This is a genomic window from Microcoleus sp. PH2017_34_RAT_O_A, assembly GCF_020737885.1.
Classification (GTDB): domain Bacteria; phylum Cyanobacteriota; class Cyanobacteriia; order Cyanobacteriales; family Microcoleaceae; genus Microcoleus.
This window is the reverse complement of sequence record NZ_JAEQDD010000067.1, coordinates 1-25,864: the sequence shown is the minus strand read 5'-3', so window position 1 is coordinate 25,864 and position 25,864 is coordinate 1. Positions and strand designations below refer to the sequence as shown.

Here is a 25,864-nt window from a genome sequence, read left to right as displayed (position 1 = left end):
GATGTTGTTGCCGTTGTCGCCGACGATCGTATCATCACCGCGATCGCCCGACAATAAGTCCGCACCGCGATCGCCAAAAATGCGATCGTTTTGTTTCCCTCCAAACACCACATCATTTTCTTTGCCCGCGTAAACGATGTCATTGCCCTTATCGGCAGCGATGAAGTCTGCCCCTTGGTCTCCGAAGACAATATCAGCGCCGTCTTCACCTAAAACTATGTCGTTCCCAGCTTCGGCAAGAAACAGTTCGTTAGTGTCGTTCCCGCTTAAATAGTCGTCTTCGGGAGTGCCGAGGATCGTGTTTTGGATGTCGGTGAGTTCTACGGCGTTAGAGTCGAAGTTGAGTATTTGCCCTGCCTGCGGTTGGATAAATGTAATCGGAGGCAGCAGGGGTAAGGGCGTGCAATCGCAGCCCGTATCAGGTTCGGGTACTGGCCCGAAAATAGGCGGGGGTGTTGGTGTGGGTGTCGGTGTCGGTGGCTGCGGGATGTCTGGTGTGGGCGTGGGTACTGGTGTGGGCGTGGGTACCAGTATCGGGGTAGGTGTGGGCGTCGGTTGCCGAATTGGCGTGGGTGTGGGCGGTGTGGGTGTGGGCGGTGTGGGTGTGGGCGGGACGGGTGCGGCCAAAATTGAGATAGTTGCCGCAGTGGGACTGCCTAGGCTGCGGCTGTCTGTGACGCCGTAGGTAAAGGTAGTACCGGTGAAGTTGCCCGATGCCTGGAAGAACAATTGGTTAATCGAAGCAGGCGTCAGGATCTGACCGATCGTAATTGGAACTCCGCCGCTGGCTGGATCGCCTAAGAACAGACGACCTTGAGCTATTGGTGGCAGGGTTTTGATGTCGAAGGAGGCGATCGTATCGCCCGGATCGGGGTCTCGGCCTGCTAGTCCGGGCACGGTAATCGTGCTGCTGGGGGCCGCCGAGGTATTGGCATTCAATGGTACCGGCGGTTGGTTAAGTGCGATCGGCAGTGCGGAGACAGTAGCAACGGCCGGGCTGGTAGCGCCGAGGTTGTCGGTGGCACTGTAGGTGAAGTTTGCCCCTTTAAAATCGGTGCCCGCCTGGAAGAACAACTGAGTAATTTGAGCTGGTGTCAGGACTTGACCGGCTGTAACTCGTACTCCCCCGTTGGCCGGATCGCCCAAGAACAGCACACCTTCATTAGTTGGCGGCAGAGTCTCAATTTTGAAGGAAACCACAGTGCCGTCGTCTGATCCTCCGAGTCCGGGGATATTGATAGCGCTACCGGGCAGCAAGCTGACGCTGGCGTTGTTAGCAACCGGGGGTAGGTTAACCGGAGGCGGGAACAGGGAGGCAGTAGCGGGGGCCGGACTGGGCAACCCGGTGGTGTCTGTCGCGCTGTAGGTAAAGCTGGCCCCTCTGAACGCGCCTGTGGCCCGGAAGAATAGTTGGTTGATTTGCGTTGGGGTGAGGACTTGACCTGGTGTAATTGCCACTCCGCCGTTAGCCGGATCGCCCAAAAATAGGACGCCTTGGTCTGCCGGGGGCAGAGTGTCGATCTTGTAAGAAGCGATCGGGCTATCCGGGTCGTTTGCTATCAGCCCCGTGAGGTTGATGGTGGCGTTCGGCGCCACAGGAGAGTTGGTATTGACTGGTACCGGCGGTTCCTTGAACTGCGGCGGAATTAGGGCAACGGTAGCTGCGGGACTCCGATCTCCTCGATCGTCCGTGCTGCTGTAGGTAAAGTTTGCCCCTGTAAAAGTGCCTGTGGATCGGAAGAACAACTGCTTGATTTGAGCCGCCGTCAGGACTTGACCGGCTGTAACCGCTACTCCACCGTTAGCTGGGTCGCCCAAAAATAGGACGCCTTCATTTGTTGGAGGCAAAGTGTCGATCGTGAAGGAAACCACAGTGCCGTCTGTGTCTGTTCCTCCCAAGTTCGCGAGCCTGGCAGCGCTGTTACGCCCCAGAGTGACGTTATCGTTTTCTGCTGTAGGGGGGATGTTGCGGCGCGGTGTCGTGCTGACAGTGGTGGTCACCGTGGCATTAGGATCGGAACCGTCGTTGTTTCCCGGGGTGGGGTCAGAAGTGACTGAGCTGCTCCGAGCCGTGTTTTTGACGCTAGTCAGGGTAGCTGGGGCGACAAAGCCGATCGTCCGAGTGACTGTAAGGTTATTGGCGATCGCAATCGCAGGAAAGGTGACAATCCCTGTGGTTGGGTTGTAAACCCCGCCGTCGGATGCCGTGACTCCTGTCAAGCCGGGAATGATGCTGTCAGTAATTGTGACGCCTTCTGCGGGACTCGGGCCCTTGTTGGCCGTGCTAATTGTGTAGGTGACTGTGGTTCCAGCAGTGGCGATCGTCTGCCCGCTTTTGGTTGTTGCGACATCGGCAACAGCACCGAGGGTAGTGCTGACAGTGGCAGTAGGATCGGAACCGTCGTTGTTTCCCGGGGTGGGGTCAAGAGTCGTCGAGGTGCTTTTTGCCGTGTTTTTGACGCTAGTCAGGGTTGTTGGGGCGATAAAGCCGATCGTCCGATTGACTGTAATGCCATTGGCGATCGCAATAGCAGGAAAGCTGACAACCCCCGTAGCTGCGTTGTAGGTGCCGCCGTCCGATGCCGTGACTCCCGTCAAGCCGGGAATGATGCTGTCAGTAATCGTGACGCCTTCTGCCTGACTCGGGCCGTTGTTGGCCGTGCTAATTGTGTAGCTGACTGTGGTTCCAGGATTGGCGCTCGCGGGCCCACTTTTCCTAGTTACCACATCGGCCACAGCACCGATCGAAGTGCTGACAGTGGCATTCGGACTTGTGCCGTCGTTGTTACCAGGGGCTGGGTCTGGAGTCGTCGAGGTGCTTTTTGCCGTGTTTCTGACGCTAGTCAGGGTTGTTGGGGCGATAAAGCCGATCGTCCGAGTGACTGATACGCCACTGGCGATCGAAATACCCGGGAAAGTGACAATCCCTGTAGCCGCGTTGTAGGTGCCGCCGTCGGATACCGTGATTCCCGTCAAGCCGGGAATGATGCTGTCAGTAATCGTGACGCCTTCTGCCGGACTCGGGCCGTTGTTGGCTGTGGCGATCGTGTAGCTGACTGTAGCACCGGGAATGGCGAGCGTCGAGCCGCTTTTGGTTGTTACCACATCAGCGCTGGGCGTGATGCTGGTGGCAACAGATGAGTTGGTGGGAGTGCCGTCTTGATTGGTGGTGCTGCCGTCGTTGTTGGTGCCGATCGGGTCGGGAGTCGTCGAGGAGCTCCGAGCCGTATTTCTGATTGAGGTCAGGGTACCTGGGGCGACAAAGCCGATCGTCCGATTGACTGATGCGCCACTGGCGAGTGCAATCCCAGGGAATGTAACAATCCCGGTAACTGGGTTGTACGTACCGCCGTCGGATGCCGTGACTCCCGTCAAGCCGGGAACGATGCTGTCAGTAATCGTGACGCCATCTGCCTGACTCGGGCCGATGTTGGCTGTGGCGATCGTGTAGCTGATTGTGCGACCGGCCGTAGTAGCTGTGGGTCCACTTTTGGTGGTAACAACATCGGCAATAGCTCCGAGCGTAGTGCTGACACTGGACTCAGGGTTTGTGCCGTTGTTGTTTCCTGGGGTGGGGTCGGGAGTCGCCGAGGAGCTTGTTGCCGTGTTTTTGATTGAGGGGAGGGCGACTGGGGGCACAAAGCCGATCGTCCGATTGACTGTAACGCCACTGGCGATCGCAACAGCAGGGAAGCTGACAATCCCCGTAACTGCGTTATAGGTGCCACCGTCCGATGCCGTGACTCCCGTCAAGCCCGGAATGATGCTGTCAGCGATCGTGACGGCTTCTGCTTGGCTCGGCCCGTTATTGACTGTCGTAATTCTGTAGCTGACAGGGGTTCCAGGCAGCGCACCCGTCGGCCCGCTCTTAATTGTTACCACATCAGCGCTGGGCGTAATAGTCGTGACAACAGTGGAATTCGTGGGAGTGCCGTCTTTATTGGTGGTACTGCCGTCGTTGGTGCGGGGAAAGGGGTCGGGTGTCTCCGAGCTGCTGCGAGCCGTGTTGCTGATAGAAGTAAGGGTCGGTGGAGCAACGAAACTGACGGTGCGGTTAACTGTTGTACTGATGGCTAGGGATGTCAGCACCGGGAAGGTGACAATCCCTGTAGCCGGATTGTAAGTGCCATTGTCCGATGCGCTGACTCCAGTCAAACCGGGAACAATGCTGTCAGTGATAGTCGCGTTGAGAGCCGGGTCTGGCCCCAGGTTGGCTGTGGTCAGGGTATAGGTAATCGTTGACCCGGCCACAGAAGTGACGGGGCCGCTTTTGGTAGTAACGAGATCGGCAACAGTAGGGGAAATAGTAGTCTGTTGTTGGCCTATGAACGTTGAACCGTCGTTGTTGCTGAGATCGGGGTCGAAAGTGCTGGCACTGCTGAATGCGGTGTTGGTTAAGCTGCTGCCAGGATTTAGACTTGGGGGTAAAGCAACTGACAAGGTGTAGGTGACGCTTTGATTGACACCGAGAACGGGAATTTTCGGCCAGGTGACGTTCCGCGTCGTGCTTGAGTAAAGGCCACCCCCACTGATCTGGCGAATGGGATTGGCTCCGCCGACAGGAACGAGTTCCGGAGGCAATTCGTCTTGAACCAAAACTTGTTCAGCCGGCGATGTCCCCTTGTTAGTAGTAGTGATGGTGTAGGTAATACTGCCAGCACCTGTTTTGATGAACTGCGGGCCACTTTTGATGGTGGCCACATCAGCAGAGATGGTGGGAGTAGGATTGACAGTCTCGATTGCGAGGTTGCGAATTTCGTGGAAGTTGCTTGCAACTCCCGTCGAACTGGCAAAACCAAATTTGAAATTAGGCGGTATCGCTCCGTTTGCAGTTGCTAGATTGGGGATATCGATCAGAGTTTCACCCGCGCCGGTGAACAAGCCGTCGTTATTCAGGTCTAGGGCAATGGTGAGCCTGTTGGGCGTTGCTGAATTTGAGGGGGCTAGGGTAATTTGAATGCTTCTTTTCGCTGCATCTCGACTGGTAGTGACAGTATTGTCGAAGTCATAAGTACCCCCAGCATCTAAAAAGTCAATACTTTTGGGGATATTGTCGATACCTAAAGGGGCGATCGCGTTTGTTAAAAATCGATAACTATCTGCTTGACGACCCCTGAGAGTGATGGAATCAGGTCTGTAGCCTTCGAGAGTTGAACCAGGAATGGTACCATTTACTGCTCCACCAACACGTCCTTCCGTATCATTAGAAAAATTCCCAAACTCATCGAGTCCAATGCCCAAATAACCTCCCACCAATCCGGGTTGGCTGCCATTGGTGTTGTTGGCATACCCCAAAGAACCACCAAAGCCTCCTGCTGCTGTAGGGCTAGCTGACCCGTCAATCAGGAAGAAGCTAATGCCGTCCCCTGGCTGCGGGCTGATAAAACCGTTTGGGCCTTGGAGAGTAGTGCCGTTGTAAGCAAAGAAATCGAAGGTAATTTTCAGACCCTCTGTGGAGGGTATGGGGTTGTCGTAGAGAACAAAGGCTGGCAGTCCCACACCGTTGGTCGTCAATTGCAAAGCCCCAGAGGGTGGTACATCGCCACCCAAACCGGGAAGTATCCCAGATGAACTTCCTCCGGTGATACCGGGAATCCTTTGCCTGTTGGCTTCAAAGACTGAGCTGGGGTCGAATACCCTGCCGTCTTGTCCTCGGTAGAGCCAAGGCCCCCTGACTGTGGCGTTCCTAAATGTTTCGTTGACTAAGGTACCGAGGACTCCGCTGTATGCCTCCAGCACCTTTTGCTCAAGGGCAATCCTGGCCCTTATTTCTCCTGTCGCAAATTCTAATTCCCAATCGCCACCGAGCGCCGCACTCCCTACCAAGCCTGTGGAAGCTGCAATCTCTCTACCCGTAATTTCACTGAGTCGCCGCACGAAGGCCCGGCCGCTTTCCCCGGCTGCTCCCCGGCAAGCCAATAATAAGATATTTCCTCTCTCGCTGAGGGAGTTTCCCCACTGCTGCAACAAATGGCTGTAGGTTTCTAAGTTGTCGCTGCACAGTTCTACTGACCCCAGTTGTACTCTGGCTTCTTGGCCGTGAGCAACTATTTGAAGGCTGTCTAAATCGCTGTAATTAGCAAGAATTCTAGTAATTCGATCGACTCCATCCCGCATCGAGTCCAGTAAAAATACCTCTGTATCCGCTGTTGCTCCTCTTGCCAAGCTGTCACTATTCTCTACTCTGGCATCGATGAACAGTATATTTTTTACATTCCGGGGGCCTACCGACTCGGTCGATCGCAAAAATTCTCTCTCTAGGTGTTCAATTTCCGCGCCACCACCAATTTTTGGAGACAGGAAAGACCAGTCTGATTTTACTTGTTTTATTTGTCTTTCCTGAGGATAAGTTGCGGTAGTTCGGGAGTTTTTCCTGCCAATGCTTGTGGTGTCAACTGCTTTTTGTTGAGTCAGGAAAATTGGTTTGTTGCCAATGCTTTTCATTGTCTGATACCTTGCTGATTGTATACAATATACCCATTAAGAGGTAATAATTATCACCTCTTAACAAGGCTTAATTGAGACTGAGTTGCTCTGTTGTTTGACTTTTAGAAAGCAATAAGGTTCAGTTAGTGCTGTTTCTTCCCCGGAGATTCCTCCCATCCCCCGAATCGTTGCGGGGACGAAAGAGAATTTCTTGTATCCCCCTTTTTTTTAAATGGAGGTTAGGGCGATCGATCTTAACTCAACCGTATTCTGTTAAAAAGAGTAATATGCCGATTTTCATCAGCATAAATTTCTGCTATCTTGCTATTGGATAGCATTGGAAATACAGCCGATTTGATGTCGGCCGATTAGACTTCTGAAACACGTCATAACCCTGACAAACAGACGGTTTCGGAGCGAAATCACTTTTTTTACTTCATTAACCAGCAAAAGTGCTGTATCGCCTGCGCGAGGGCTGAGACAGGACAGTTTTAATGGTAATAATCTATCTATCGGGTGATATTTTGCCTTCGGCTTTCTGTGAGCGGGTGTATCTTTAACAAGGAGATATCTTACCTCCCGCAGCAGACAATAACAGCGAGCCTCAAAAAATTACTTGATGAGGTTTTCTGTCGATCGTCTAATACACTTTATGGGCAGAAAAAATTTACCATTTCTGAAAGCTAACACTTGGTTGGATGAACGAAATTAGGGTGGCAGTTTCCCATCTATGTCAGTCAATTTTAGATTTTAGATTTTAGATTTCCTGGCCAGATGAATCTGGGAGCTTGAACTTTAGTCTAAAGTCTAAAATTTTGGGCTGCTCGCGACTTGAGTCGGGGGCTTGTCTGCATTGTTTTTGGGCGGTGTAATTTAATTGAAATCGGCATACCCTGTATCGACGAGGCGGATTAAAAATTTATGACTTGCAGTCTAGTTAGTGACAACAATCCAGGTTTGAGACTGCGTTCATCTGCGATCGCCAAAAATAGAATATTGTTACCCACAAGCAACTTCTCAAAATTTCAACTTAGAGTCTTCGAGCGGATTTCTGTTTAAGGTAAATGCTGGAGACAATTGTTAGTGCTGAATTTTTCATGATGTTTTGGAGAAATCGATTTACAGATTTGCTGGTAAGCTACTTGCGATTTTCCTGGGTCTCCCCCAGTTACGCCCAAGAGAGTAGAAACCCGATTTATTCCTAGATTTTTTGCAGCCCAACCAAGATTTACAATCTAAATCTGGTTTCTGAGCGCAAGTCATCAACTAGAAAAACACCGATCGTCATCCGCTAGTTAGGGCCAATTTAACCCAGCAATACTGCTCGATTAGATTTTAATTACTTAGTTTGGGCGCGGCTAGTCCCCAAAAAGCTTCAACAACAACCCTTCCACGTAAGTACATATTAACTGATGGATTACTACCTCAGCAAATATTCGCATACAACAACCCCAATACAACCTATATCTTTTGGGCGCGAACGTCAAGAGTTCTGGCTTGATAGTACCGACAATCTTGACAGGGCCCAGAAGGATTCACAGCACAGCGAATGTAATTAGAGCGAGCGTTATACTCGCAAGTGATATCGCCGATCGGATAACCCAGGCCTTCTACGTAAATGCGATCGCCCATTGCTAGTTGAGCAGGCAGGGGTCTATTTGCTACCGCCCGCCTGGCCGCTGCAATTCTCTCGCTGACTTGCCTCTCGGCAGAGCGCATCACCCACAAAGACACCAGCGACGGAGCCAAACCTATGACAATAATCAGGAGAACTGTAAACACATTTTCAGAGCTTTTGTGAATAATCTTGTTTTTTATTTACATAATCCCGAAGCTAAAATCATCGGGTAACAGACGGTTTTCAATCAGGAAAGTTCCCAGTGAAATCTCAAACTATGCCGCCCGTGCGTTAACCGTTTGCTGGTAAGGGTTGTTGTGGATAGGTTCGTAGTGAGGAATGCAAGTCCTTTCTAAATCAGAGGACTTGCATTCCTCGCTACGAACGGGAGAGGGGTTACACTTGGGAGCATCTCATGTTTGTAAAAAGAATTTTTTTATTTGAGTGCTGTCCCCGCTCGCGTATTGTATAATACGCGAGCGGGGACAGCACTATAAATGAAAAAATGCAAAACTGAGATACTCCCTTAAACTTTAGCAACCTGCGCCGCTAAATCCATCACCGCACTGGAAGCCTCCACCTTAGCAACATCAAGCAAAGTCTTCAAAACCGAATCGGGATTCAAACTAATCGAATCAATTCCCAACTCAACCAAGAAGCGAGCAAACTCAGGATAATCGCTGGGTGCTTGACCGCAAATGCCTATCTTGCGATCGTACTTCTTGGCGGCTTTAATGGCAATTTCCACCATCCGCTTCACAGCTTCATTGCGTTCGTCAAAGATGTGGGCGACTAAGGCAGAATCCCGGTCTAATCCTAATGTTAGCTGAGTTAAGTCGTTGGAGCCGATCGAGAATCCGTCAAAAACCTGGGCAAATTCGTCAGCAAATATGACATTGCTGGGCAATTCGCACATCACGTACACCTGCAAGCCATTTGCACCCTTGACTAAACCGTGTTTCGCCATCTCGGCCAACACTTTGCGCCCTTCCTCCGGCGTGCGACAAAACGGAATCATCGGAATTACATTTGTCAAGCCCATTTCGTCGCGCACTCGCTTTAATGCCTTGCATTCCAAAGCATAAGCTTCGCGGTAATTCGGGTCATAATAACGAGAAGCGCCGCGCCACCCGATCATCGGGTTTTCTTCCTTCGGTTCAAACTGCCGCCCTCCCAGCAGATTAGCATATTCGTTGCTCTTGAAATCGCTCATCCGCACGATGACTGGATTGGGATAAAATGCGGCGGCGATGGTGGCAATTCCGCAGGCTAATTTGTCGGTAAAGAAATCGGGTTTGTGTTTGTAAAGTGCTGTGAGTTTGGCAATTTGGCGCTTGACTGATGTGTCGGTCAATTCGTCAAAGTGAATCAGTGCCAAGGGATGCGCTTTGATGTGGTTGGCGATGATGAATTCTAGCCGCGCTAACCCTACGCCATCGCAAGGAATTGCTGACAAACCAAAAGCTTCTTCTGGGTTTCCGACATTCATTAAAATTTGAGTGCGGGTGCGGGGCAAATTGTCGATCGCAATTTCTTGAATTTCAAAAGGAACTAAACCGGAATAAACTTTGCCTTCCTCTCCTTCAGCACAAGAAACAGTAATTTCTTGATTGTTTTGCAAGACTTTAGTACCGTCGCCGGTGCCGACAATGGCGGGGATTCCCATTTCCCGGGCAATGATCGCAGCATGGCAAGTACGGCCGCCGGAATTGGTGACAATCGCGCTGGCTTTTTTCATGATCGGTTCCCAATCCGGGTCAGTTTTGTTGGTAACAAGAACTTCCCCTGCTTCAAAGTCAGCGATTTGGTGAACGTCTAAAATTACGCGGGCTTTACCTTGTCCGATAGCTTCACCAACGGCACGCCCTGTTGCCAAAACTGCGCTGGAACCTTGCAATTTGTAGTTGCGTAAAACTGTAGCAGATTTTTGTGATTGTACTGTTTCCGGCCGCGCTTGGACGATGAATAGTTCGCCTGTATTGCCGTCTTTTGCCCACTCGATGTCCATCGGCGTGTAGGTGCCGCGGACTTGAGAGTAGTGTTCTTCTATCTGTACGGCCCAACGTGCTAGTTGCAGAATTTCTTCATCGTTAAGGGCGTATTTGCCGCGTTCTGCTGGGGCTACCGAGAGGTTTTTGGTGTATTTGGAACCGCCGAGATCGTACACCATTTTGATGTCTTTGGTGCCGAGGCGTTTGTCGAGAATTGGGCGGAAATCTTGTTTTAATGTGGGTTTAAAAACTAGGTATTCGTCGGGATTTACTGCTCCTTGAACGATGTTTTCTCCTAATCCGTAGGCGGCGGTGATTAGGGCGGCATTTTTGAAACCGGTTTCGGTGTCGATGCTGAACATGACGCCGGAGGATGCTAAGTCCGATCGCACCATTTTCTGCACGCCGACGGATAAGGCGACTTCAAAGTGGTCGAAACCTCGTTGTTGGCGGTAAGAAATCGCTCTGTCGGTGAAGGTGGAGGCGAAGCATTTGTGGCAGCATTGGAGGACGCTGGTGCAACCGTGGACGTTGAGGTAGGTTTCTTGCTGTCCGGCGAAACTGGCGTCTGGTAAGTCTTCGGCGGTGGCGGACGAACGGACTGCTACGTCTGTACTGTCGCCGTAGCGATCGCACAGTCGATCGTAAGCATCTGCGATCGCCACTTGCAAGTCTCGCGGAAACGGTGTATCGAGAATTAACGCCCGCGCTTGCTTCCCTTTGATGCGGAGGTTCTGGAGATTTTCTACGTCTAAATCGGCAAAAATTTCGCGCAATTTTGCTTCTAAACCCGCCGACTCGATGAAGTACCGATAAGCGTATGCTGTAGTTGCAAATCCATTGGGGACGCTGACTCCTTTGGGGGTTAACTGTTGAATCATTTCCCCCAATGAAGCATTTTTACCCCCTACTAATGGGATGTCGGCTATCCCGACTTCATCAAACCACAATATTAAGGCTTTTTCTTTGGGAATTAAAACTTGTTTTTCTTGAATTGCTAATTTGTCTAGCATTGCTTTTTTCCTCTCACATTCAGACCAGTTCGGTTAAAGGACAGTAAACAAAGGAGTGTCAATTTTTAAATGTAGTTTTGTTGCCCAAAAGCTCAGATTTTTTTCGCGTCTGTATCCGGCCTAGTTTTTAATTGCCTCTATTTCTATCTTATAACTTTTTTGCTAAATGGCAAGACCCCTGGGGAAGATTTATTTAATTGCAAAAAGTAAAGAAATGGCAGCGGGGAGTTTAGGTAAGCTATCATAAAAAAAATTGTAAAAATGTCAATGTCAGACATAATTTCCACGGATTTATTGGCGCCGATCGCGCAGCGGTGCGGGGATACCGCTCAAATTGTGTTGACTGTTGACGGTGAAGCGATTCGATCGCGGCGATCGCCCACAAAACACAACACCGAGCAGTTTTGTTTCCTCCAGCAACCCAGATTCTCAAAACCGTAAAAATTTTACCTCTGATTGGGTTGACCTACTTAGAGCAAAAACACAGTCGATGTAGAACATTGTAGTTTTTGGACGCAAGCAATTTTATTTTTTACCAGCGTTATTTTGGCATTCAATTATTTATATGCTATAATAATTAGCTCGACTGCCTTACGATAATTAACAAGGTATATGATATCAGTTTTGAGCCCAACCGCCAAGCGAAACGGCTTTAAAGTTCTCCTGGTCGAAGACAATCAAGCCGAAGCCGATCTAATCGAAGAATTGTTATTAGAAACAAATGTCAGCCGAGCCGAACCCCAAAGGCTGTCAGTAAGCTGTACAGACCGTCTCAGCAAAGCGCAGCAAATTTTGCTCGGCGAACATTTTGATGTGATTTTACTTGACCTTTCGCTGCCCGACAGCCAAGACATAAGTACAATTGTTAACATACAAGAATACAGCCTCAATACTCCGATCGTCGTACTGACGGCGCACAACGATGAAGAACTCGCCGTGCAGTCAATCCAAGCAGGAGCTCAGGATTATCTAGTCAAGCGAAAAATCGACAGCGAAGTGTTAATGCGATCGCTCCGCTACGCAGTTGAGCGGCAGCACAACCAAGAAGCTTTGCAAAAAAGTGAAGCAAAATATCGCTCCGTAGTCGAAAATTCCCTCGTCGGAATTGCGATTATTGCTCCTCCAGTTTCCCTCTCAGAACCCACACAATGCCAGTGGTTGGAAGTTAACGATGCTTTGTGCAATTTGCTGGGATACGAGCGCCAAGAACTTTTGCACGGAAATTGGGAACAGTGGGGCTATCCTGAAGACTGGCAGGCTAGTTTAGAGCAGTTAAATAAAATTTTTGCCGGGGAGAGCGAAGGCTATATTTTAGACAAAAGATGGCGCAAAAAAGATGGAAAAATAGTTTATACTCGGGTTTCCCTGCGCTGCATCCGGGGCCGCGACGGCTCGATCGACCGGATGATTAAAGTAATTTTGGACGTGAGCGACCGCTATCGCTACGAAGCCGAAGTAAAAGCATCAGAAGAGTTTTTAAATCACACGATTAATGCTACTCCTGACCCAATTTTTGTCAAAGACGAGCAACATAGGTGGGTTGTACTAAACGATGCTTTTTGCGAATTGATGGGAAAAGGGCGATCGGAACTTATAGGTACGTCGGGATACGAGTTTTTGGGCGCAGCACAAGCCAAAGTTTTTGAGCAACAAGACGAGCAAGTATTGCAAAGAAGTATTCCCAAACAAACGGAAGAGACTTTTACAGATAGCGCAGGTCAAGAACGCATTATATCTACCAAGAAAACAGTTTTTAATAAAGCTAACGGCACTAAAATGTTGGTCGGAATCATGCGAGATGTGACCGAATACAAGCGCCAACAAATAGCATTGCAGGAGAGCGAAGATCGATTTCAAATAATCAGCGCTAACGTGCCGGGAATGATTTATCAATACAGGCTTTATGTGGATGGCAAAACATCTTTTACTTATGTTTCTTCTGGGAGTTGGCAGCTCTACAATTTAAGACCTGAAGAAATAGAAGAAAATGCCAGCTTGGCTTTTGCTACAGTTCACACCGATGACATCTCAGACTTGCATCGATCGATCGCAACTTCAGCAGTGACTCAGGAATCTTGGCACCACCAGTGGCGGCAAGTTACGGGAGAACGAGTGAAATGGCTGCAAGGCGCGGCTAAGCCCTCCAAGCAGGCCAACGGCGATATAGTTTGGGACGGTTTGGTGATCGATGTCACCGAATTAAAACAAACACAACAAGAGCGCGATCGCTTCTTTAGCATTTCGCTAGATTTACTTTGCATTGCAGGTTTTGACGGCTATTTCAAACGCTTAAACCCTGCTTGGTCAAATGTATTAGGTTACAGCCGAGACGAACTTCTAGCCAAACCTTTTATAGAATTCGTGCATCCAGAAGACAGAGAAATAACTATAGCTGAATTAGAAAAACTTCAAAATTCTCACCCCGTTATTAACTTAGAAAACCGCTGTATTTGCCCAGATGGTACTTATAAATGGCTGTCGTGGACGGCATCACCTTTTGCTGAAGAAAGTTTAATTTATGCAGTTGCCAGAGATATTACATTGAGCAAGCAAGCTGAAGCTGAATTGCGTAAAAGTGAAGCCACTAATCGCGCTCTTTTAAACGCGATACCCGACATGATATTTCGCTGTCGCGCCGACGGCACTTTTGTAGACTTCAAACCCGCAAAAGATATCCAAACCCTGGTACCGGAAAACATATTTATTGGTCAAAAAGCACAAGACATCTTGCCTGCTGCTTTTGCTGAAAAAATATTGTCCGGCAATCAACAAGCGATCGAGACTGGCGAGATTCAAGTTGTAGAATATCAACTGCCAATTCAGGATGTACTGTGCGATTTTGAAGCGAGAATAGTCTTCTGCACCGATGACGAAATTATTGCGATCGTCCGGGATATCACCAGCCGCAAACGTTTTGAGTCAAAACTCCAGCGACAAGCAGCAGCAATGGCAGCCGCTTCCGAAGGCATAGGTATTGTCAATGCCAGCGGAGATGTGATTTATGCCAACGCAGCTAAACTCAAAATCTACGGTTACAATGCCCTCGAAGAAATATTGGGCAAAAGTTGGAAAATATTTTATGAAGGTGCAGAACTCGCAAGGTTTGAGCGGGAAATTATGCCGACTTTAGCGCACCAAGGTTATTGCAGCATAGAAGCAGTAGGCTGCCGCCGCGATGGCTCTCAATTCCCTCAAGAAGTCTCGCTGACAATTTTGCCGGAGGGCGAAATAATTTGCATTGTTCGCGATATTACTGCGAGAAAGAAAGCAGAAGCAGATTTGCAAGATAGCAAGCGGTTCGGCGATCGCATTGCTGAGGCAAGTCCTAATATTTTGTATGTTTACGACTTGATAGAACAAAAAAATATTTATGCGAATGCTTCTATCTCTCAGATTATTGGCTATACAGTAGATGAGATTCAGGCAATGGGGCCGTTGATGTTAACTTTAATGCACCCGGAAGATGCCATCAAAATGCCTGATTATTTACAGCAAGTCGCAACGGGTACAGAAGGAGAGATCTTTGAAATTGAGTACCGCATCCGGCACAAGGATGGTTCTTGGCGCTGGATTGTCAGCCGAGATACTGTATTTGCAAAAACAGCAGAGGGCCAGTTAAAACAAATTCTCGGCACGGGAACTGATATTACAGAAAGCAAGCAAGCAGAAGATGAAATTAAGCTGTTGCTGGCAGCAACTCAAGCCATTAGTAAGTCGGTAGATTTTCACAGCGCTCTCCCTGATATCCTCCGGTTGCTGTGCACTGCGATCGGCTGGAATTTTGCTGAAGCTTGGATACCCGTTGCTAATGGTACTGTTTTGGAACACAGCGAAACTTGGTATGCTAGCGATCGCGATTTAGATAGGTTTGGCCAGGAAAGTAAGAAAATTAGGTTCGCGCCGGGATTGGGAGTGCCGGGACGGATTTGGTCAACCAGAAAGGTAGAATGGATTGAAGATGTTTCTGTAGTCAATAATGCATTTTTTGCCCGATCGCAAATGGCGGCAGCAGCCGGATTGAAAGCTTGTTTCGGAGTGCCGATTCGCGCCAATTCAGAGGTGCTGGCAATTTTACTGTTCTGCAAGCGCGATCCATCAATTATGGAACCGCGTATAGTAGAATTGGTCAATGCGGTAGCGACTCAGTTGGGTTCTCACATTCAGCGCAAACAAGCCGAAGAAGAATTGCGTAAAAGTGAAGAACGCTGGCAGTTAGTTCTTAAAGGCAATCAAGACGGAATTTGGGACTTGAATCTTCAAACAGATGAAGCTTTTCGATCTGCCCGCTGGCAAGAAATTATCGGTTACGCAGACGGCGAAATCGACAGCAGCAACAGCGAATGGATCGATCGCATCCATCCAGACGATCGCGATCGAGTGCAAGCCACAATCCAAGATTATCTCGATCGCCAAACCCCCAATTACGCCGCCGAATACCGCTTGCAGTGCAAAGACGGCAGCTACAAGTGGGTGCTCGCCCGCGCTCAAGCAGTCTGGGACGAAGCCGGAAACCCCCTGCGGATGGTGGGTTCGATGACCGATATCAGCGATCGCAAAGCAGCAGAATTAGCTTTGCTGCGGGTCACTCAAGCTGTGGAAAGTACCAGCGACGCGATCGCGATCGCCGACTTGAAAGGGCGGTCTATTTACCACAATCAAGCCTTCATTCAGCGTTACGGCTACACAGTGGAAGAACTCAACGAGCTAGGCGATCGCGCCGCGCTTTACATCCGGCCTAAAAGTTACAAAAAAATCTATAAAAACATTCGCAAAGGTCGCTCTTGGTGCGGCGAAGTTGCCCTGCGAACCAAGAGTGATGAAGCTGTTACCGCTCTGGTGCGAGCCGATAGCATTAAAGACATAAATGACCATTCGGTCGGGTTAATTGCCGTGATTACAGATATCACAAGACGCAAAGAATCAGAAGCATTTTTGCGCCAGCAATTAAAGCGGGAACAGTTGGCAGTAGCCATGCTGGAACGCATTCGCTCTTCTCTTAATTTAGAACAAATTCTCACCAAAGCAGTCGAAGAAGTCCGCCAGTTTTTGCAAGTAGATAGAACTGTAATTTACCAATTCAATCCTGATTGGAGCGGGTTTGTCGCAGTCGAATCGGTTGGCGAAAATACCCGATCAATTATAGGAATGGAAATTTACGACCCCTGTTTTGGAGAAGCCTACGTTCCTCTTTACCTAGATGGCCGAATTAGAGCCACAGAAGATGTTTACAATGCCGGCATCGCCGACTGTTACTTGAGTTTGTTGACTCGCCTCCAGGTGAGAGCGAGTCTGGTAGTGCCGATTTTGCAAGGCGAAAACTTGTGGGGGCTGTTGATAGCCCACCACTGCACGGGCCCGCATTCCTGGCAAAAATTGGAGGCAGAGTGCCTGAAACAATTGGGCGTGCAGTTGGCGATCGCCATTCAGCAATCGACCCTATTTGAACAAGCACAAACCGAAATAGCCGATCGCAAACAAGCAGAAGCCGCCCTGCAATTAGCCAAAGAAGCCGCCGAAACCGCCAACCGCGCTAAAAGCGACTTTCTCGCCAACATGAGCCACGAATTGCGGACGCCTTTGAACGGGATTTTAGGATACATTCAACTGCTCAAACCGGATAAGAATTTAACTGCGGAGCAACAGGAAAGTCTCAACAACGTTCACCAGTGTGGCAACCACCTGCTAACCCTGATTAATGATGTTTTAGACCTCTCGAAAATCGAAGCTAGTAAAATGGAACTGTCACCGACAAATCTGCATTTTCCCAGCTTTGTTAAAAGTATTGTCGATCTGTTCCAGATGCGCTCGCATCAAAAAGGAATTGCGTTTAATTACGAGCAGGTGTCGGCGCTGCCAGACTACGTTTTTGTTGATGAAATCAGATTGCGCCAAGTTTTGATTAATTTGCTCAGCAATGCGGTTAAGTTTACGGTGAGCGGTGGCGTGACATTCAAAGTCGGTTACGCAGAAAATTATCCTCAAACCCACTGCACAAATTCGAGTTTGACAGCCGAAGTTTCTACTCAAACAATCAATTGGACTGCGAATTTAGACAATCCGAAAAAGTCGATCGCCCTGCGGGAAACCACAGAAGCGCCCGAAGCGATCGCCACAACTACTGGCGATCGGGCCCCAACCGCTAAAATTCGCTTTCAAATCGAAGATACCGGCATCGGCATCCGGCAGAATAAACTAGAAGAAATATTTTTGCCTTTTCATCAAGTAGGCGATCGTAACAATTTCGTCGAAGGTACCGGACTAGGACTTTCCATCAGCCAAAAATTAGTCAAAATAATGGGCAGCGACATTCACGTCCAAAGTACCCCCGGCAAAGGTAGCATATTTTGGTTGGATATAGACTTGCCCGCAGTCGCCGAATATTCTGAAACCCCCTCCACCCAAGAAAAACGCCGGCTTATCGGTTTTAGAGGCAGCCACCGGAAAGTCCTGATCGTAGACGATCACGAAGTAAATCGTGCCATGCTGCACAGACTGCTTTCTCGTTTGGGCTTTGAAATTGCAGAAGCGATAGACGGCGCAGACTGTTTGCACAAAGCACAGGAATTTCTACCGGATCTAATTTTAATGGACTTGCTGATGCCAGTAATGGACGGCTGGGAAGCCACCAGGCGGCTGCGACAGTTGCCGGAATTAAAAGATGCGGTTATCCTTGCTTTGTCCGCTAGCGTTTACGAGACTACCAGGCAAAAAAGCATACTTGCAGGTTGCGATAATTTTGTCACCAAACCGATTCAAACTAACGACCTTTTAGAATTATTGCGCCTGCATTTGAGACTAGAATGGATTTACGAAGAGGGATCGGAAACCAAAAAACGCAAAGCTCAAACTCCCAAAGCATTATCGGAGATTGCGATTGCTGACTCAACAATAGTGTCTCCTGGTTCAGAGTCAGTCTTTGTCTTGTTAAGATTGGCTGCTATGGGCGATATTGAAGCTATCCTGGAGGAAACTGCTAAACTAGAAAATTCTGACCCGACATTAGTCCCTTTTGTTCAGCACGTTCGCCAACTTGCTAAAGGATTTCAGCTCAGGCAAATTCGAGATTTTTTGAAGCAACATTTGCCCTAAAATTGAGGGTAGCCAACCGATAAATTAAAATCAGTTAAATCTCACGCCCCGATCGTGATTGTCAATAACGCAATACGCTTGGATTAAACCCGATCCCCCCTTAGCCAAGAGGGCAGGCACGGGGGCACCGCCCCTACAAAGGGGGGGACAGGATTCTTCTAAAAGTCCCCCGACTATCCGGGGGATTTAGGGGGATATCCGGAAAATAAACACTGTTAACTGAACAGTATTGCCCTATAAAGAGGCTATTGCAAACGTCGGCACCTACCGAGCAACCGGGTTTCTAGAGGCACCGAAAATCCCTTGAATCTCATGTAAAATTACAACCGACAACTCACAACTCAATCATTTTAATTTTTCCCTTAAATATGAACGATAAGAATTCCGAAAGAAGCATCATACTAATTGTCGATGACAACCAAACAAATCTTGACGTACTTTTCGAGTTGTTAAGAAATTACGGATTTAAAGTATTAGTGGCTCTAGACGGCGAAAGTGCGATCGAGCAAATTGAATACATCCATCCCGACTTGATTCTTTTGGATATCATGATGCCCGGAATTGACGGTTTTGAAACTTGCCTGCGTTTGAAAGCAGACCCGTCAACCCGAGACATTCCAATCATCTTCATGAGCGCCCTTTCCGAGACCCTTGATAAAGTAAAAGGCTTTCAGACAGGAGCAGTTGACTACATCACTAAGCCTTTCCAGCACGAAGAAGTGTTGAGCCGCATAGAAACTCACTTGACAATCCGCAACTTGCAACAAAAACTCGAAGAAAAAAACCTAGAACTAGCCCAGCTCAACCAAAATCTGGAAAGACTTGTCGAACAAAAAACCAAGCAATTAATCGACCAGGAAAAAACAGCCATCATCGGACGTTTGACCCAGGGAATGGTGCACAACCTCAAAAGCCCGCTACAAGTGATCCAGACTAGCGTCGATTTGATTGAAACAAAAGCCACAAAAATCCAAGAAGACTCTTTTTTCAATTATACCAAATACATCTTTCAAGCTGTCTCAAAAATTAATCAGATTATGGATACTCTGATGATGAAAAGCAGGAAAGAACAAAACCAAGATTTGCATCCTGTAAATATCAACGATTTAGTACAGCGAGAAATTCAACTATTGGAAGGAAATATGTTTTTCAAGAATAAGATTAGAAAAAAATACTTTTATGACGAAACAATAACCAATATTCCCTTAATTTATTCCTATATTTCTCAAGTATTTTATAACTTAATAAATAATGCAATGGATGCTATGTGGGAAAGAAAAATCAGGGAAATAACTATCGTGACTCGGCAAGACAACTCGAACATATACATGGATATTGCAGATACGGGATGCGGCATAGCACCTGAAGATTTGTCAAAACTTTTTGACCCTTTTTATACGTCGAAGCCGCCTAAAGGCGAAGAACAAATCGAAGGGGAACCAACAGGAACTGGTCTCGGACTTTATACTTGTATAGAACTTTTAAAACCTTTTAACGGCGAGATTGCTATTAGCAGCAATCTCGGTCAAGGCAGCGTGTTTACAGTCGTGCTGCCCAAACAGCCGAAAAATTGATCGACTCAAATCAGTAAAATCGCCTCCGGTAACAAAACCTGAATTAAGTTCGGAATCAGGTTCGTAGTGAGCACTTTAGTCCTTCTTTATCGGGTTCGTAGTCAGGACTTTAGTCCTTCTTTATCCCAAAGATAGGCATAAAGTCCTCACTACAAACGGGCGTTACTTGTCAGTAATTCAACCGAGACCATTTGATAGTATGTTCCGTAAATTCACTGTAACTGACCTAGCTTCGCAGTCAGGAATTTAGTCCTTCTCGATCCGCGATTTTTTGCCCGGTCTCTTGCTATTTCCTTGCCAAAGGTTGTAAATTAAAATAGAGTGGATTTGCACGATCGCTAAAACTACGATAAATTTGGGTCACTAGGTTTGGAGTGAGGCGGACAACTTGCAGCAAATAGCTCAATTATATAGTAACCGCCACATCGGGCGCGGACGTAAATAACCTCATCAATAAAGCCTAGACTTGTTTATGAATCAACGCTTTGATTCCCGTACTTAAATGTCAACTGTCAAGCGGTCAACTGTCAAGCCATACCAATAAATCTCGGGCGTCTGCAAGTACCCAGCCACCCTACAGCCTGCGGTTCAAGTTTCCCAAAAATGATGCCATTCCCTCAAAAGAATGCAACTCGCCGTACTCCCAACCATGAGAGTCATCCACCATTTCCAATTATTCAATTTTTTAAATTTTTAATATAAAATGATAGGAGCTAGGTAGCTGCATCCGCAGCAGTTTTTATTGGATAAATAAAAAGTAGCAAACTGATATCGCTCGAAAAAAAGAATGCAACTTTAGACAAGCGCGAAACCCGAGACTCATCAGTAATTCCCAAATCTAAAATCCCAAATCTAAAATCTAAAATGGTATGACCTCTGTTCTTGAATCAACTTTAACGCCTGCTTGCTTGAAAGTTCTTTTAGTAGAAGACTGTGCCCAAGATGCAGCACTAATTCAAGAACTGCTGTCTGACGATCGCGAACTGAGAGCATCAATTGAGACGACCAATGTAGTTCGCATCGGGGAAGCGATAGAAATTTTAAGCAGCGATGTTTTTGATGTAATTTTATTAGATTTAACCCTCCCTGATAGCCCGAAATTTAATAATTTTTTTCGCCTCCAAGATGGCGGAATCAATATTCCGATCGTCATTTTGATAGGGGCGGATGAAGAAGAATTGGCTGTCAATTTAATTGCCGCCGGCGCTCAAGATTATCTGATAAAAAAAGAATTAGACAGCCGACTGCTGGTGCGGACGATCGAGTGCGCGATCGCCCGCCATAAGCGACAAGCAGAATGGCAAAAAAGTCAAGGAAAATACCCCCAGGTTGTTGACAATATCAAAGAAGTAGTTTTTGAAACAAATATTGCGGGCAATTGGACTTTTCTCAATCCTGCTTGGACGAAAATAACCGGATTTACGGTTGATGAAAGTTTGGGAAATTCCTGTTTGAGTTACATTCATGCTGACGACCAACACCAATATTTAAATTCCTCTAAAAATTCGACTGAAAATCAAGAAATATCCTGTTGCTATCAAATGCGATATCTTACCAAAAATGGCGAATTTCGCTGGGTAGAAATTCAGGAATTTTTGATTTTTGGCAAAAACGGCGCGGCGCAGGGAACTACTGGAACTATTAACGATATTACGGATAAAATTTTAGCCAGAGAGGAAGCGGAAGCTAATAAAAAATTTTTGAATTATACGATCGATGCAGTTGCCGATCCAATTTTTGTCAAAGATGAACAGCACCGCTGGATACTGTTAAATGATGCTTTTTGTAAGCTGATAGGCAAGCAGCGCGAGCAACTGCTAGGTAAATCGGATTACGATTTTTTCCCCAAAGAAGAAGCTGATTTTTTTTGGGAGAAAGACGAAGAAGTGTTTAGAACCGGGGAAGAAAACGACAGCGAGGAAATATTTACGGATGGCAGCGGTGCTAAGCACATTCTGTCTACAAAAAAAACCGTATTTGAAAATACCGACGGCAGTAAAATACTTGTCGGAATAATTCGAGAGGTCACTGAGGATAAGCGGAAACAATTAGCCCTGCAAGAAACCCAAGCTAGACTCCAGCAAATAGCTGCCAATTTGCCGGGAGTAATTTATCAATTCCGCCTCTCAAGTGACGGCAGACAATGTTTTCCTTACATTTCTTCTGGCAGCCGCGATTTATATGAATTGGAACCTGAAGATATTCAGGAGAATTCCGAACTTATGTTCAGTTGCATTCATCCAGACGACCTCCCAAAAATTCAAGAATCTATTGTTTATTCGGCGGTAAATATGCAGCCATGGCAGCAGGAATGGCGCGCGATTATGCGGTCTGGAAAACTTAAATGGATGCGAGGTGTTTCGAGACCAGAACGAGTTAATTTTACGACGCTTATAGGGCCGGAAGGCGATATTGTTTGGGAAGGGATGATACTGGATATTACTGATTTAAAAGAGACGGAAGCGGCTTTGCGGGAGAGTGAAGCCAGATTTCGATCGCTAATTGAGAATATTCCGGGCGCTATCTGCCGCAACTTATACGATGCTGATTGGACGATGGTGTTTGTGAGTGACGAACTTGAGGCAATTAGCGGCTATGCTGCTGGGGATTTTATTCACAACAACCGCTTGAGTTTTGCTAGCATCATCCATAAGGCAGACAGGGAAATGCTCGATCGACAAATCAGAGCGGCGGTAGACTCGAAACAGCCGTATCATGTAGAATACCGGATTGTGCGCGCTGACAGGTCGGTGCGCTGGATGTCCCAAAGGGGTAGGGCGACTTACAATCCAGAAGGGTTGGTTTTGTGGCTTGACGGAGCGATTTTTGATATTACCGATCGCAAAAACGCCGAATATACCCTGTGTTTGGTAACTCAAGCTGTAGACAGCGCTAGCGATGCAATCGCGATCGCAGATTTAGACGGCTATTCAATTTATCACAATCAAGCATTTATTCAACGCTACGGCTATACAGTTGAGGAACTAAATAATGCCGGCGGCCCAGCAGTAATGTACGCCAAATCTCAAGAGTTAAGAAAATTATTTAAAGCCCTGCGGAAAGGTTTGTCATGGAGCAATGAAATTGCACTCAGGGCTAAAAACGGCGAAATTATCGAAACTCAATTGCGAGCTGACTGCATTAAAGATAGCGCCAGCAAACCAATAGGAATGATGGCAATCATTGCTGACCTTACAGACCTAAAACGCGCCGAATCGGCATTAAAATTCAGTCAAGAGCGATTGCAGTTAGCGGTTTCAGGCAGCTCTTTGGGGCTGTGGGATTGGAATATAGCTACTGGCGAAACTTATTTCGACTCGCAGTGGAAATCAATGCTCGGTTACGCAGACACTGAAATTGACAACAACTTCCAAGGTTGGGAAAATTTGCTGCATCCCGAAGACAGAATCAGAGCAAGAGAATCTTTAAATTTATATTTTGAAGGTGGCATCGAGATCTATGAATTTGAATTTAGGATCCTCAACAAAGCCGGAAATTGGCAGTGGATTTTGGGTATGGGCAAAGTAGTCGAGTACGACGAATGGGGTGCGCCATTGCGGATGACGGGTACTCACAAAGATATCAGCGCCCGCGTTGGGGCCGAAGCCGAAAAAACGCAGTTAATCGCATCTCTACAAGAACTTGCCGACCAATTGCAATATGCACAAGAAATTGCCCGCATGGGAACTTGGGAATTCGATATAGAGACCGGTATTGTTAATTGGTCTGCCGAAGTGTTTCGAGTTTACTGTAGAGAATTTAATTGGCAGCCGACAATGACAGAAATTTTAGAGCAAATTCATCCCGATGACAAGGAAAGCGTTACAGAAGCTTTGCAAAAGGCGGTGAATGAAGGGATAGCTTTCGACATCGACCACCGCATATGTTTTCTATCAGCAGAAATCCGGCACGTTAACTGTAAAGGACAAGCTGTTAAAAATGACTTGGGTAAGGTGGTGCGACTGTTTGGCACGGAAATCGATATTACCGATCGCAAAAAAGCAGAAATTGCTTTGCAAGAAAGCGAACAGCGATTTCGGGCTGTATTTGAACAAGCGGCGATCGGGATTGTTAAAGTGTCACCCGAAGGTAGTTTTTTGAATGCCAATCAAGGCTTTTGCAATATTATCGGATACTCAGAATTGGAACTGAAAGCACGAAATGTTTGGGAGATTTCTCACCCCGAAGATGTAGAAGCAGATGTCGAGTCTGCCCAAAGACTGTTAGCTGGGGAAATTTTGAATTATTCACTTGAGAAACGCTTTGTGCACAAAGACGGTTCATTTGTTTGGGCTAATGTGACTGTATCTTTAGTGCGGGACGGGTTTGGGGAACCAAGCTACGGAATTGCTGTGATTGAAGATATTAATCACCGCAAACTTGCCGAGTCTATCTTGCGCCAGCAATTAAAACAAGAACGCTTGGTGGTAGGGATGCTGGAACGCATTCGCTCTTCTCTAAATTTAGAAGAAATCTTGACAAAAGCTGTTGCTGAAATACGGCATTTTCTGCAAACAGACCGGACAATTATTTATCGGTTTAATCCCGATTGGAGCGGTTTTGTAGCAGTTGAGGCGGTGGCTGAAAATTGGCGGTCGCTTCAGGGAATAAATATTAACGATTCTTGCTTTAAAGACAGCTATGGTTCTGCTTACCAAAACGGTCGCACTGTAGCTGTGGATGATATTTACAAAGCCGGTCTTTCTGAGTGCTACATTAATTTATTAGCTCAATTTCAGGTGCGAGCTAATTTGGTAGTGCCGATTTTGCAAGGTGAGAAGTTGTGGGGCTTGTTGATTGCTCACGAGTGCGCTGGCTGCCGCCAATGGCTAAAAATTGAGGTGGAGTGTCTCAAACAAATTAGCGTGCAGTTAGCGATCGCGATCCAGCAATCGACGCTGTTTGAGCAAGCGCAAACTGAAATTGCCGATCGCAAACAAGCGGAGTCAGCTTTGCAGGAATCGGAAGCGCGCGAACGTTCAAAAGCGCGAGAGTTGGAAGCAGCTATTAACAAACTCAGAACCACTCAAGCTCAGCTCGTTCAAAATGAAAAAATGGTGAGTTTGGGTCAGTTAGTTGCTGGTGTCGCTCACGAAATTAATAACCCAGTTAGCTTTATTCACGGCAATCTCAGTCCGGCTCGCCGTTACAGTTTAGATTTGTTGGAATTGATTAAAGTTTATCAAGATTACTGTCCTAATCCTCCGGCTCAAGTGTTAGATAAACTCAATGAAATAGACTTGGATTATATTGCTGACGATTTCCCGAAATTGTTTACTTCTATGCAAGTAGGAACCGAGCGAATTGTCGAAATTGTCAAATCATTACGCAATTTTTCCCGGTTGGACGAGTCTGCTGGTAAGTCGGCGAACATTCACGAGGGAATTGACAGCACTTTGATGATTTTGCAAAATCGCTTGAAATCTCACAGCAGCCGTCCGGGGATTCAGATTGTTAAAGATTACCAGTTATTGCCGCAAGTTGAATGTTTTCCGGGCGAGTTGAATCAGGTATTTATGAATATTTTGATTAATGCGATCGATGCTTTGGAGGAACGGGACAAGGGGCGGACGATCGAGGAGTGCGATCGACATCCCAGTACGATCGCGATTCGGACTTATGAGGCTGCTGCGGGCTTCGTAGCGGTATCTATTGCGGACAACGGCGGGGGGATACCGGAGCTAGTGCGATCGAGGCTGTTTGACCCGTTTTTCACGACTAAGCCTGTGGGCAAGGGCACGGGTTTGGGACTGTCGATTTCTCACTCGATTGTAGTCGATCGCCACGGCGGCAGATTGACCTGTATTTCGACACTGGGAGAGGGATCGGAGTTTTTGATTGAAATTCCCGTGCGATCGAATTTAACTGGTACCAGTTCAACAGTTGACGGTTGACAGTTGTTATTTGTTATTTGTTATTTGTTATAGCGGTTCTCAGATAGATTAGGTACGTTGTTGGGATGCGAGCCCTCTTTGTTTAAGTGGTTATATAACAATACGGTTTACTTAACACTATTTATGCGCCGGAGATCCCCCTCGCATCCCCCTTAAAAAGCTATGCTTTATAAACATCTTTCTTAACAAGAAATTTGACAAAAGTAACTACTTGTGTAGGAGCCATTGGGGATCTCGCTTCTGATTGAATGGCAATTAT

Annotated in this window: 7 protein-coding genes; 4 read left to right on the top strand and 3 right to left on the bottom strand. The window is 47.2% G+C overall.

Going from position 1 to position 25,864, the window contains the following annotated elements; translation table 11 throughout:
- From JGK11_RS21395 to ppsA, 3 genes are all read right to left on the bottom strand, one after another.
- The coding region (locus tag JGK11_RS21395; protein ID WP_293212768.1) for a DUF4347 domain-containing protein at positions 1-6,444 on the bottom strand (6,444 nt) is incomplete at its 3' end.
- A gap of 1,443 nt (positions 6,445-7,887) precedes the next feature.
- Positions 7,888-8,208 carry a DUF6464 family protein gene (locus JGK11_RS21390; protein ID WP_293182948.1) on the bottom strand — a complete coding sequence of 107 codons (321 nt, stop codon included), beginning with the start codon at positions 8,206-8,208 and terminating at the stop codon, positions 7,888-7,890.
- Positions 8,209-8,570: 362 nt separating this feature from the next.
- Complete coding sequence (ppsA, locus tag JGK11_RS21385) at positions 8,571-11,048, bottom strand: phosphoenolpyruvate synthase (RefSeq protein ID WP_293197682.1); 2,478 nt, start codon at positions 11,046-11,048, stop codon at positions 8,571-8,573.
- 267 nt (positions 11,049-11,315) lie between these two features.
- Here ppsA and JGK11_RS21380 point away from each other — a divergent pair, with 267 nt between their 5' ends.
- The 4 genes from JGK11_RS21380 to JGK11_RS21365 all read left to right on the top strand — a co-directional run bounded on the left by JGK11_RS21380 (position 11,316) and on the right by JGK11_RS21365 (position 25,605).
- A complete protein-coding gene (locus JGK11_RS21380; protein ID WP_293197684.1) occupies positions 11,316-11,489 on the top strand; it encodes a hypothetical protein in 174 nt (57 codons plus the stop codon).
- Between the two features lie 171 nt (positions 11,490-11,660).
- Positions 11,661-18,137, top strand: coding sequence for a PAS domain S-box protein (locus tag JGK11_RS21375; RefSeq protein ID WP_293212766.1), 6,477 nt, complete (start codon positions 11,661-11,663; stop codon positions 18,135-18,137).
- 368 nt (positions 18,138-18,505) lie between these two features.
- Positions 18,506-19,711, top strand: a complete 1,206-nt coding sequence (locus JGK11_RS21370) for a hybrid sensor histidine kinase/response regulator (protein ID WP_293182956.1) — start codon at positions 18,506-18,508, stop codon at positions 19,709-19,711.
- Positions 19,712-20,580: 869 nt separating this feature from the next.
- Complete coding sequence (locus JGK11_RS21365) at positions 20,581-25,605, top strand: PAS domain S-box protein (protein WP_293182958.1); 5,025 nt, start codon at positions 20,581-20,583, stop codon at positions 25,603-25,605.
- Positions 25,606-25,864 lie beyond the last annotated feature (259 nt).

What these genes read in the sequence shown, in the direction of transcription:
- ppsA (WP_293197682.1), bottom strand. Translation starts at nt 11,048, where the DNA reads ATGCTAGACAAATTAGCAATTCAAGAAAAACAAGTTTTAATTCCCAAA.
- JGK11_RS21380 (WP_293197684.1), top strand. Translation starts at nt 11,316, where the DNA reads ATGTCAGACATAATTTCCACGGATTTATTGGCGCCGATCGCGCAGCGG.
- JGK11_RS21375 (WP_293212766.1), top strand. Translation starts at nt 11,661, where the DNA reads ATGATATCAGTTTTGAGCCCAACCGCCAAGCGAAACGGCTTTAAAGTT.
- JGK11_RS21370 (WP_293182956.1), top strand. Translation starts at nt 18,506, where the DNA reads ATGAACGATAAGAATTCCGAAAGAAGCATCATACTAATTGTCGATGAC.
- JGK11_RS21365 (WP_293182958.1), top strand. Translation starts at nt 20,581, where the DNA reads ATGACCTCTGTTCTTGAATCAACTTTAACGCCTGCTTGCTTGAAAGTT.